This is a genomic window from Desulfurella sp., from assembly GCF_023256235.1.
Lineage (GTDB): Bacteria > Campylobacterota_A > Desulfurellia > Desulfurellales > Desulfurellaceae > Desulfurella.
This window is the reverse complement of sequence record NZ_JAGDWY010000011.1, coordinates 8554-15948: the sequence shown is the minus strand read 5'-3', so window position 1 is coordinate 15948 and position 7395 is coordinate 8554. Positions and strand designations below refer to the sequence as shown.

Annotated in this window: 9 protein-coding genes; 4 read left to right on the top strand and 5 right to left on the bottom strand. The window is 30.4% G+C overall.

From position 1 onward, the window contains the following. From Q0C22_RS10400 to rimP, 5 genes are all read right to left on the bottom strand, one after another. On the bottom strand, positions 1 to 138 hold a 138-nt coding region (locus Q0C22_RS10400; RefSeq protein ID WP_367172079.1), incomplete at its 3' end, for a ribosome-binding factor A. Further along, positions 135 to 416, bottom strand: a complete 282-nt coding sequence (locus Q0C22_RS01190) for a DUF503 domain-containing protein (RefSeq protein ID WP_291490264.1) — start codon at positions 414 to 416, stop codon at positions 135 to 137. The genes Q0C22_RS10400 and Q0C22_RS01190, both read right to left, overlap by 4 nt. A gap of 14 nt (positions 417 to 430) precedes the next feature. Continuing rightward, positions 431 to 2557: a translation initiation factor IF-2 gene (gene infB / locus Q0C22_RS01185; protein ID WP_291490263.1), complete on the bottom strand. Its 2127-nt coding sequence runs from the start codon at positions 2555 to 2557 to the stop codon at positions 431 to 433. Between the two features lie 10 nt (positions 2558 to 2567). After that, the gene (nusA, locus tag Q0C22_RS01180; RefSeq protein WP_291490262.1) at positions 2568 to 3830 is read right to left on the bottom strand and encodes a transcription termination factor NusA; all 1263 of its coding nucleotides are present in this window, start codon (positions 3828 to 3830) and stop codon (positions 2568 to 2570) included. Positions 3831 to 3841: 11 nt separating this feature from the next. Further along, positions 3842 to 4294: a ribosome maturation factor RimP gene (gene rimP / locus Q0C22_RS01175; protein WP_291490261.1), complete on the bottom strand. Its 453-nt coding sequence runs from the start codon at positions 4292 to 4294 to the stop codon at positions 3842 to 3844. Positions 4295 to 4475: 181 nt separating this feature from the next. Between rimP and Q0C22_RS01170 the strand changes: the two genes are divergently transcribed. Genes Q0C22_RS01170 through Q0C22_RS01155 form a run of 4 tightly spaced genes read left to right on the top strand, consistent with a single transcriptional unit; the run spans position 4476 to position 7285 of the window. Further along, a complete protein-coding gene (locus tag Q0C22_RS01170) occupies positions 4476 to 5279 on the top strand; it encodes a tetratricopeptide repeat protein (RefSeq protein WP_291490260.1) in 804 nt (267 codons plus the stop codon). After that, positions 5279 to 6688, top strand: a complete 1410-nt coding sequence (gene cysS / locus Q0C22_RS01165; RefSeq protein ID WP_291490259.1) for a cysteine--tRNA ligase — start codon at positions 5279 to 5281, stop codon at positions 6686 to 6688. Before Q0C22_RS01170 ends, cysS begins: the two co-directional genes overlap by 1 nt. Beyond that, on the top strand, positions 6670 to 7113 hold the full coding sequence (locus Q0C22_RS01160) for a sigma-70 family RNA polymerase sigma factor (RefSeq protein WP_291490258.1): 444 nt from the start codon (positions 6670 to 6672) through the stop codon (positions 7111 to 7113). Before cysS ends, Q0C22_RS01160 begins: the two co-directional genes overlap by 19 nt. After that, the gene (locus Q0C22_RS01155) at positions 7100 to 7285 is read left to right on the top strand and encodes a hypothetical protein (protein ID WP_291490257.1); all 186 of its coding nucleotides are present in this window, start codon (positions 7100 to 7102) and stop codon (positions 7283 to 7285) included. Before Q0C22_RS01160 ends, Q0C22_RS01155 begins: the two co-directional genes overlap by 14 nt. Positions 7286 to 7395: the final 110 nt, after the last annotated feature.

The window sequence follows — 7395 nt, the reverse complement described above, 5'->3', positions numbered from 1 at the left end:
ATCTTTGCTCAATTCTACATCTGTTATTGTCACGTGTTTTAAGCGCTCATCATTGAGATCAAATTCAATAATATTTGCAATTATTTTTTTAAGCGTACTTGATACTCTTTGTGTTCTTTTATAAGGTTTTGTATTCATAATATCTGCCTTTCTATGTGTAAAATTTCTATTAAATAATTATTTAAAATGAAATTATAAATGTTATCCATAAACTTTTCGGTTACACTTTTTTTATTAGAAACCGTAGCAATTGCCAATGTAGCTTTATTATAAAGTATCTCTTCTGATACATCTGCAACAGATACATTATAATTTGCCCTTAGTTTATCAATAATGCTTGAAAGTATATTTCTTCTATCTTTTATATTAAAAGCATCTTTTAATAATAATTCAACAATAATTATGCCTATAAACAAAATACCATTAACCTCTAAAGTGTTTTTTGAATCTCTTTTAAAATATATGACTCAAGCTGATCACCAACATTTATATCATTAAACTTGTCGATTCTAATGCCACACTCATATCCAGCTACAACTTCCTGGACATCATCTTTAAATCTCTTTAAAGATGCAATGGAGCCCTCAAAAATTATTACGCCATTTCTAATAACACGTATTTTTGAATTTCTTGTAACTTTACCGTAAGTTACATAACATCCTGCTACATTACCAATTTTTGGCACGCTGAAAACTTCCCTGACATCTATTCTACCTAAGATTTCCTCTTCAATGGTTGGTGACAGTAAACCGGATAAAGCTTTCTTGATATCTTCTATAATATCATATATAATTTTGTATGTTCTAATTTCAACCTTTAAATCATTTGCTAGTTTTAGTGCATCATTTGAAGGTCTTACATTAAATCCTATTATGATAGCATTTGAAACACTTGCTAAATTTACATCAGATTTTGTTATCTCACCTACACCAGAATGTATAATTTTAACAGCAACTTCATCAGTTGATATTTTTTGGACCGAAGAAGAAATAGCTTCAATAGAGCCAAATACGTCAGCTTTTATTAAAATTGGTAGCTCTTTTATCTGTCCAGAAGACAGATTTTCAAATACATTTTCTAAACTGACAGTTGTTTTTTTCTGTAAACTTGCTTTGTACTTTTCTTTTCTTTCTTCAGCTATGGATTTTGCTGTTTTTTCATCTTTTACCACAAACAATACATCCCCTGCTTCCGGTACATCGTGGAGACCAAGAATTTCAACTGGCATTGAAACTGTGGCTTTTTTAACTCTTTTTCCTTTATCATCAATAAGTACTTTAGCTTTACCATAAGCAATACCAGCTACTATACTATCTCCTACATTTAATGTACCTTCTTGAATAACAACATCACAAACAGGCCCTCTTTGCCTATCGAGTTTTGCTTCTAAAACAATACCTTTTGCACGTTTGTTGGGGTTTGCTTTTAATTCCATAATTTCTGCCTGCAGCAAAATACTCTCAAGCAAATCATCAATACCAATATTTTTTTTTGCACTTACATTTACAAATAAATTTTCTCCACCCCACTCTTCTGGTATTATATTATGGTGAGATAATTCTTGCTTTACTTTATCTGGGTTAGCATTTGGTTTATCTATTTTATTTATTGCTACCACAATGGGTACATTTGCTGCCTTTGCATGGTTTATTGCTTCTATAGTTTGGGGCATTACGCCATCGTCGGCTGCTACAACAAGAACAACAATATCAGTTAAAAGTGCACCACGCGCCCTCATTTCTGTAAATGCTTCATGTCCTGGTGTGTCTAAAAAAGTAATTTGCTTACCTTTATAGTTAACAGAATATGCGCCAATATGCTGTGTAATTCCACCTGATTCTTTCGCAACTACATGTGTGTGTCTAATTGCATCAAGTATTGAAGTTTTTCCGTGATCAACATGCCCCATAACTGTAACAATAGGTGGTCTTGGTTGCAAATCTTTTTCATCATCGAGACTCTCTGTTTCTTCTAAAATGGTTTTTTCTAAAGTTTTTTCTTCAACCTCTACCCCATAGTCTTGAGCAATTATTTTTGCGGCATCTAAATCTATAATGTCGTTTTTTCTAACCATTATGCCAAGTGCAAATAATTTTTGAATTATTTCTGAAAAATCTACATCAAGCATCGATGCAAACTCAAACACTGTAGTGTTTTTTCCTATTTGAATTGTCTTGATTTGTTTTTCTTGTTCTTCTTTGGATGGTTTTTTATAATGCTTTTTTTTGCCCTTTAATTTTTGTGGTAGCGATGCTTCAATAAGCTCCTTTTTTTTAACACTTATAAACTCTGGTTGTTTTTCTTTTGGTTTTTCTTTTGGTCTTTCTTTCGGTTTTTCTTCAATTTTAGGCTTTTCTTCAATTTTAGGCTTTTTTTGTTTTTGTGATTCTTCTTTTTCTGGAGTTTTTTGTGGTTTTTCTTTATTTTCTAACTTATCTAATATATCATCCGGTATTGTACTAAAATTGCTTTTAACATCAATTCCCAAATTGTGTAGTCTTTGTATAAGCACGTTACTTTTTATATTAAGCTTTTTTGCTGCTTCATATACTCTCATCCATTACCCCCTAAGTGGTTTGATTTAATACATCGAAGATCTTTTGAGCTCTCTTTTCTCCTATGCCTTTTATATTTTTTAAATCATCGAGACTTAAAGTTTTTAATTGCTCCAATGATCTAATTCCACTATCATAGAGCTTATTTGCTAAATTTTCTGTTATAGATTCAACTGACATTAACTCATCAATTATTTCTTCTTTTGTTTTTTGAGTTTCTTTAGGTTTTTCTTCTTGAATACTTTTATCCATTTCGGATTCTTTTATTATGTCGATATTAACACCTGTAAGTTTTGCTACAAGTTTCACATTAACTCCCATTTTACCAATTGCAGCTGAAAATTCTTCATCGGGAACATACACTTTTGCCCTTTTTTCATCTTCAAAAAGTTCAATATAGGATACTTTACTTGGTGCAAGGGCATTTTTAATGTAAATGCTTAAATTTGCGCTCCATCTTATTACATCAACTTTTTCATCGCCTAATTCTTTTACAATTGCAGATATACGAGTACCTTTTGCTCCAACGCATGTGCCTATTGGATCAATCTTTGAATCTTTTGAATAAACAGCAACTTTTGTACGTTTTGACGGTTCTCTAGCTATAGCTTTTATTTCTACACTACCGTCTCTTACCTCTGGAACTTCTTTCATAAAAAGCTCTTTTACAAAACCCGGATGGGTTCTAGAAAGAATAAGTTTAACACCCTTTGGTTCTTCAAGTACATCCATTACATAAGCTTTTATAGTTTCACCAACTACGTATTTATCGCCTGGAGATTGTTCTTTTTTTGGTAGTATTCCTATAGCATTTTTAAAATCAACTATACAATCATTGTATACACCTACGCTCCAAATTTCACCTGTTACAATTTTGCCTATTTTTTTTGCGTAATCTTCGTATGTTACACGTTTTTCTAAATCTTTAAACATTTTAGACATAACATTTTTAGCTGTAGAAACTGCAATTCTACCCAACTCTTCTGGATCAAATTCCACGTCTATATAATCGCCAATATTTACATTTGGGTCAATTTTTTTAGCTTCTTCAAGTGAAATTTCATTATGCTTTCTTGGTGTGTCAACAACTTTTTTTTCTATATATATGTTAAAAATCTGGTTTTGAGTATCTAAAGAAGTTTTTACCACACTATCTTCTCCATATTTTTTAGCAATTGAAATTTTTATAGCTTCAGCAAGTGATTCAATTACAGCTGAAGAATCTATATTGTGTTCCTTTGCTATTACATTTGCAATCTCAAATATCTCTCTCACTTCTTCCCCCACTAAATTAAGTTTAGCTTAGCTTTTTTAATATCTCTATAATCAATGTAAATTTTTGATTGTCCACTTTGTATTTCGACGCCATCGTCGAATACATTGATTATTTTGCCTGAAATATTTTTTTGATTATCTATTGGATTAAATAAATGAATCAAGCATTCTTTACCAATTGAATCTTCATAGTGTTTTTTAGTTTTAAGATTTCTATTTATACCTGGACTTGAAACTTCAAGAATATAACTTTCATTAATAATATTTTCTACATCTAATACAACAGATATGTGTTTACTTACCACTTCACAGTCATTTAAACTTACACCACCAGCTTTATCTATATATACAGTCAGTTTTCCTTTTTTAGGACCTTTTGAGTATGTTAGATCATATAATTCATAACCCATAGCTTCTATGGAATTTTTTAAAATTTTTGTAAGAGTCTCTTCAAAAACATTCATTTTACAACCTTTACGCCCTCATATAATGTAGGGAGAAATTACACAAAAAAAATACAAGTAACGATGTTAATATACATAAATTTATGAAATAAGTCAAGGTATAAAATGGTTTGGATAGTTAGTTGTAACTTGACTTATATACAAAATTATTTACAATAATAAAAAAGTGGTGGGAGACCTTATGCGTAAAAAATTGGTTTTGTTTTGTGTAATTTGCGTAATGTTTTTGTTGTCTTCTTGTGCTTCTAATCAACAGATTCAAAATATAAATTATAAATTGAGTAAAATAGAAAATGCTACAAACCAAAATAGTAGAGATCTAGATATTATAAAACCAAAAGTGCGTGCAATAGAAGAAAAATTAAATGCTCTTACAAAAAAGATAGATTTGTTAGAAAACTCTACAAATTCAACTAAAAAAGCTAAAATTTCAGAAAAAACTTTTGTAGAAGCTAGTTTTGATAATAGCACAAATAACATAATAAGCAAAATTCCCCCCGCTGAGGTTGTATTTTCAAAAAAAAATCAAGAAATTCAAAAAAAAGTTGAAAATAACGAAAATAAACAAAAAAAAGAAAACATAACTCAAAAGTTTGTTTTGCCTTCTTCTGAGGCTTTTAAAGTTTATAATGATGCCTTATCTACGTATATGAAGAGAGATTTTTCCAAAGCTTTAGAAAAATTTTTACAATATTCAAAAGACTATCCACATACAACACTGGAACAAAACGCTATATTTTGGATAGGAAATAGTTATTATAATTTAAACGATTACGATAAAGCATTGAGTTATTTTTCTGATTGCCTTAATAATTTTCCCAAAAAACCTACTTCAGAAGGTGGTAAAACTGATGCATGCTTGTTTATGCTTTACAAAACATATAAAGCAAAGGGAAATACGCAAAAAGCTTATGATTATTTAATGCAATTAAAAAAAGAATACCCAATTAATCCATATTTTGAATTTAGAGGTGTAAAAAACTAATGCTAAAGATATTTAATACACAAACAAGAAAATTAGAAGAATTTGTGCCATTAAATGACAATATCGTTACAATGTATGTGTGCGGTGTTACCGTTTATGATTACTGTCATGTTGGTCATGCTAGAAGTGCCATATGTTTTGATGTAATATACAGATATTTGTTATATAAAGGTTATGACGTAAAATTTGTTAAGAATTTTACAGACATTGATGATAAAATTATAAATAAAGCTAATGAAGAAAATAAGCCTTTTGATGAAATAAGCGAAAAATACATAAAAGAATTTTATACAGATATGGAAGCTATTGGCATAAAAAAACCGACATTTGAGCCAAAAGCAACCATGCATATAAAAGATATAATCGATTTTATATCAAAACTAATTGAAAAAGGTTACGCTTATGAAGTTGACGGTGATGTATATTATAGCGTCAGCAAATTTGAAAACTACGGAAAGTTGTCACACAAAAAAATTGAGGAGCTAAAAGCTGGTGCAAGGGTTGATATAAATGAAAAAAAGAAAGATCCACTAGATTTTGCCCTATGGAAAAAATCAAAGCCCAATGAGCCAGGCTGGGTTTCACCCTGGGGTATAGGTAGACCTGGCTGGCACATAGAATGCTCTGTTATGAGCATGTATTATTTAGGTGAGACCATAGATATACATGGTGGCGGAGAAGATTTAATTTTTCCACATCATGAAAATGAGATAGCGCAAAGCGAAGCACTAAGCTCGAAACAATTTGTAAGATACTGGATACATAACGGTTTCATTAAGATTAACAATGAAAAAATGTCTAAATCATTGGGTAATTTTTTTACAATAAGAGATGTGCTAAAAGAATTCAATGGTGAAACACTCAGATATTACATGCTTCTTACACATTATAGAAATCCAATTGAGTTTTCATACGATGGTCTTGTAGCGGCAAAAGAAGCATTAAATCGCTATTATACATTTTTAATGAGGCTTGATACTACTCAATTTGGGAATGAAATTTATAGACTTGATTCAATTGAAAAATTAATTTCTAATTTTGAAAATGCTATGGATATTGATTTTAATACACCTCAAGCCATTGCTGAAGTTTTTAACTGCATAAAAGATTTTAATCTTTATCTAGATGCTTGCCAAAAAAACAATCAGATTCCGTCCTTACAGCTAAAAACAACCTTTTTAAATTCTATGTTTAAAATTGCACAGGTTTTGGGAGTATTTGATAAATCTTATAAAGAATGGTATAATTTAAAAAATAACCAGTGGATAGAAGAAAAAATTGAGCAAAGAAACAAAGCAAAAAAAGAAAAAAATTATGCATTAGCAGATAGTATACGCAATGAATTGCTTAATGCAGGTATTATTTTAGAAGATCACAAAGATAAAACTATATGGAAAAAAATAAAATAAAAATTAAAGAAAAAGAATCGGAAGTAAAAGATTCGATAAATCAATATCTTGATGAAATATCTAAAATTCCTCTTCTAACAAAAGAAGAAGAAATCGAATTGGCAAAAAAAATTCAAAAAGGCGATAAAGAAGCACTCAAAAAACTCGTTAAACATAATTTAAGGTTTGTAGTATCTATTGCGCAGCGTTACAAAAATTTTGGCGTACCACTTTCTGATTTAATTAATGAAGGCAATATTGGGTTAATTAAAGCTGCATCAAAATTTGATCCGGATAAAAATATCAAGTTTATATCATATGCTGTATGGTGGATTAAACAAGCCATATTAAAAACATTAAGCGAACAGACTTCACCAATAAAGATACCCATTAAAGCACGAGCCAAATCAAATAAATTAAGCTGGAGTTGCTATGAAGTGCAGTAAGAGGTTTTGTGTATATGCGGTTGATGGTGCGGCAGCAAGTAATGTTAATTTTACTGTAAAGGTTGCACCTTCAGTTAGTATTATTGGTTGTGATGGCTTACTTCTTGATGTATTGCCAACTACTATAGATGACAATACAAAGTTTTCTCCCTGCTTTACACCATTTAGATAGAAGGCTAATTGGCCATCCGTCTGTGGTGTTGCGTTAACATAAAGGTCTACCATGCTATATCTAATTCCTGCTGGGACTTGAAATGCTGTAAAGCTTGTGCCATCATCAAC

Coding starts and splice junctions, on each gene's coding strand:
- infB (WP_291490263.1), bottom strand. CDS start 2,557: ATGAGAGTATATGAAGCAGCAAAAAAGCTTAATATAAAAAGTAACGTG.
- rimP (WP_291490261.1), bottom strand. CDS start 4,294: ATGAATGTTTTTGAAGAGACTCTTACAAAAATTTTAAAAAATTCCATA.
- Q0C22_RS01170 (WP_291490260.1), top strand. CDS start 4,476: ATGCGTAAAAAATTGGTTTTGTTTTGTGTAATTTGCGTAATGTTTTTG.
- cysS (WP_291490259.1), top strand. CDS start 5,279: ATGCTAAAGATATTTAATACACAAACAAGAAAATTAGAAGAATTTGTG.
- Q0C22_RS01160 (WP_291490258.1), top strand. CDS start 6,670: ATGGAAAAAAATAAAATAAAAATTAAAGAAAAAGAATCGGAAGTAAAA.
- Q0C22_RS01155 (WP_291490257.1), top strand. CDS start 7,100: ATGAAGTGCAGTAAGAGGTTTTGTGTATATGCGGTTGATGGTGCGGCA.